General features: G+C 71.1%; 1 protein-coding gene. It reads right to left on the bottom strand.

Annotated features, from left to right (window positions below; genetic code table 11):
- Positions 1 to 228, bottom strand: a 228-nt coding sequence (locus ASF18_RS03185) for a sugar transferase (RefSeq protein WP_200917494.1), incomplete at both ends; no start/stop codon positions are given.

Below are 228 nucleotides of genomic sequence, written 5' to 3'. Positions count from 1 at the left end.
GAGGAGCTGGGGCAGCTCGTCGATGCTGGTCCGGCGCAGCAGGGCGCCGACGCGGGTCACCCGGGCGTCGCCCCGGGTGGCCTGGTGCACGACCGCCCCGTCATCCAGCACGCGCATGGTGCGGAACTTGTAGATCTGGAACGGGTGCCCGTCCTTGCCGGTGCGGGTCTGGCGGAACAGGACCGGGCCCTTGCTGTCGAGGCGCACCAAAAGGGCGACCAGGACCAA

Origin of the sequence: Methylobacterium sp. Leaf89 (genome assembly GCF_001422215.1) — a bacterium.
Lineage (GTDB): Bacteria > Pseudomonadota > Alphaproteobacteria > Rhizobiales > Beijerinckiaceae > Methylobacterium.
The sequence above is the reverse complement of the archived record's forward strand: the minus strand, read 5'-3'. Positions and strand labels throughout refer to the sequence as shown.